The organism is Mesorhizobium silamurunense (assembly GCF_014843905.1).
Taxonomy (GTDB): Bacteria; Pseudomonadota; Alphaproteobacteria; order Rhizobiales; family Rhizobiaceae; genus Mesorhizobium; species Mesorhizobium silamurunense.
Map to the genome: position 1 here is coordinate 1 of NZ_LPVS01000224.1, position 3,217 is coordinate 3,217.

Consider the following 3,217-nt stretch of genomic DNA (forward strand, 5'->3'; position numbering starts at 1 on the left):
TCATGCGAACATGGTGCTGGCCGGGAACCATTTCGGCCGGACCGCCCGGGCCGTCGCTGATCCGTGCGTGATCGAGAGCCCGGATGACCGCGTCCCGCTCGACACTGCCCGCTTCCTTCACCGCCGCTTCCCACATCTTGATCGCCCGGTAGTGGCCAGTGCAACCGCTGCCCGCGGTCAGGGTGGCACCACCGGAGAACCGTTCGCTGTAGCGGCGCAAGAGCGCGCGACCGAACGGTTCGTCGAGTTCCTGATAATAGTCGAGGCAGCTGTAGAGGCCCTCGATCTGCTCGGACGGCACCAGATTGAAGAAGTTCTCGTCGAAGTAGGTGCAGACGATCTTGCCGCCGCGTTTGCCGAAACCGGCCTTGTGCAGTTCTTCGAGGAACGGTGTCAGGCCCGGCGGGACGATGGTGTTGAAAACCACGTCGGTTCCGCTCGCCATGATCTGCTGCACCGTCCGCCGGAAATCGACGGTGTCCAGCGGAAAATACTCCTCGCCGACGATCTCGCCGCCGTTGGCGCGCACCGCCCGGCTCGCGGCCTTGTTCAGCAAATGGGGCCAGATGTAATCGGCCGACGGCAAATAGAACCTCTTCGCCCCAGTGCTGTTCATGAGCCATGGTATAAGCGGCTCGACCTGCTGCGCGGGCACGGGCCCGGTGCAGAAAATCAGGGGATCGTTTTCCTGCCCCTCATACTGCTCGGTATAGATGTAGAGCGTCCTGCCCCGGGTGACCGCCTCGCTCTTGATGGCCAGGCGGGTCGAACTGTAGATGCCGCCGACGACCACATCGACCTTGTCGACGTCGACCAGTTTCGCGGCCTTTGCCTTGGCGACACTGTCGATGGTCTCGCCATCCTCGATGACCAGCGCCACCGGCCGGCCGAGAAGGCCGCCTTTGGCGTTGATGTCGTCGACGAGCATGGTCGTGAGGTTCGCGTTGGCGATGCCCATGAAAGACAATGGGCCGGTCAGTTCGGCGATGAGGCCGATCTTGATTGGTTTCGGATCCATCTTTTTTCTCCGATTCTGCGTGTTCGAGTTCTGGGGTTCGGCTTCCGAGGTGCTTGCCAGGGTTGCGCGCCTGCCCACCGGCACGCGGCGCGCAGCCAAGACGTCATGCCTCGTAGTGGCCGAGCAGCAGTGCAGCCTGCGGTTTGCCGACATGGCCGGCTTCCTGGAGGATCGCGGGCACCCCCGGATCCGACACGAAGTTCTTCCAACCCTCGGCGTCCCAGTCGAAAATCGCCCAGACGCGGTTAGGTTCCGTCGGGTCGCGGAACACGGTTGCGCCGTTCGAACCGTGCAACCGGCGCTTGTCGGCACCCTTGGTCGAAAAGATACGGATGAAGTGGTCGACGTCCGCCACCCTGGTCGTTGCGAGAAGCATCTGATTTCCTCCTGTCGGTCGCGGCCACCATTGGTCCGTCGACAGGATCACGATGCGCGCCCCGGAGGACGCGCGCATAGGGTGGATTCCCTATGTCTGCGTCTCGCCCGGCCGGACAAGGGCATGCTCGACCGCATAGAGGGCCGCGGCGGCGCGGGTGGTCACGCCGATCTTGGCATAGACGCTCTGGATATGATGGTCCGCGGTCTTGGGCGAGATATCCAACTTCCGGGCCACTTCCTTCGCCGTAAGCCCGGCGGCGATCAGGCGCAGCACCTCGATCTCGCGCGGCGTCATGCCGGCCAGCGCCCGCGGCAGGGTCCGCCGCGAGGGCTGCCCCGCGAAGGACAACACGGCCTCGGCGGCGTCGTGGCAGATGCAGCCGTCACGAACAGCTGCGCGCAGCTGGGCTGCCGCCGCCTCGCTGGACAGCGCCTTGCGGTGAGGACGTTCCTCTCGCGACGTCTGGAAGGCTTCGGCAGCGGCCAGGATCCTGGCGGCCGGAGACAGATCGGAGCCGCTGACCTTGCGGTGATATCCCGAACCGTCCAGGCGTTCGTGATGGCGCAGCACCAGCGCGCCCATCGCATCGCCGTCATGGCCAAAGGAAGCCAGCGCCCGCTCGCCGTAATAGGCGTGCAGCTGCGCGGCGTCGCGCTCGCGCACCGACAGCGGACCGTTGCGCATCCAGGTCGCCACCGGCACCACGAGTTCGCCGATGTCATGGATGCATCCCGACCAGCACAGTGCGCGCACGTCAGGGTCGGGCAGCCCGATCCGTTTCCCCGCACCCGCGGCCAGTTCCGACACCATCCGCGAATGGCCCTGCGTAAACGGCATGCGCATGTCGATCATGTCCGCAATGGCAAGGAACGCCTCATCGCAAGTCCCCTCATCCAGGGTCACCGGCGGATCGGGCTCCAGCGCCAGGATCGTCTCGCGGTCGACCGTCGCGCCGATGCCCTCCATCAGCATCGCTGCGTTGGCGGAGACCAGCCGGGCCAGATTCGCTTCGTACGGGCCGTCGGCGCGACTGGCAATGGTTTCGGCCATCCCCTCGATGCCGACGGCATCGCTCAGCGCAATAGCATCCTGCGCCAACGTGATCAGACGCACAGCCGGCAGGACATCCTCGCCGCTTACCCCACGCGGCAGGCCCTTGCCATCCCATCGTTCGTAGATCTGTCCAAGATTTCGCCGGACCTCGTCGGACAGGCCAAGTCGCTCACCGATCCGCTGGGCGACCTCGCAATGCGCTGTGAGCACCGGGCGGGCGACAGCGAGCGCTTGTGACATCGCGGCCTCGATCGCCTTGGTCTGCGCGTCAGGAGCGAGATCGTAATAGAACCGCTTGAAGGCCTGCACGAAGACCCTGCCGAGTTCAGCGCGGTTGCCCATATCGAGACCGACAAGATCCTGGCGAAGCGCGATTTCGTCGCCGAAGGTGGCCGACAGCAGGTCCGTGTCCGCATTGCAGCCGACATAGCGCAGCATAGACTGATGATAGGCGTTGCGCCGAACCTGTTCAGGAACGCCCGCAAGCTCGGCGATCCGCATTGCAAGTATGCAAGATTTCAGCGCGAAGTCGCGAGAATGGCCCGTCGCGAGGTCCGAAGCATAAGCGAGGACCATCATGAAGTCCGCTCGGCGTATCGAGACGTCTGTCATCGCACACCCCCAGGGAGCCCTATGCTAGCCCTGCGTGCCGCTAATACCTAGGGGAAAAGTCCCAAGCCTGATGTGCTTCATTGCGAAGACCGAGCGTCCTGTTTTGGGCCGAAGAACGAACCCGCTGCGCGGGATGGGCGCGTGTGGTGAGGTAG

General features: G+C 64.5%; 3 protein-coding genes. All 3 read right to left on the minus strand.

Features of this window, described 5'->3' with window-relative positions; translation table 11 throughout:
* On the minus strand, window positions 1-958 hold a 958-nt coding region (locus tag AU465_RS33220), incomplete at its 3' end, for a substrate-binding protein (protein WP_246506648.1).
* 163 nt (window positions 959-1,121) lie between these two features.
* The gene (locus tag AU465_RS33225; protein ID WP_192257263.1) at window positions 1,122-1,394 is read right to left on the minus strand and encodes a hypothetical protein; all 273 of its coding nucleotides are present in this window, start codon (window positions 1,392-1,394) and stop codon (window positions 1,122-1,124) included.
* A gap of 90 nt (window positions 1,395-1,484) precedes the next feature.
* On the minus strand, window positions 1,485-2,951 hold the full coding sequence (locus AU465_RS33230) for an HD domain-containing phosphohydrolase (RefSeq protein ID WP_246506649.1): 1,467 nt from the start codon (window positions 2,949-2,951) through the stop codon (window positions 1,485-1,487).
* Window positions 2,952-3,217: the final 266 nt, after the last annotated feature.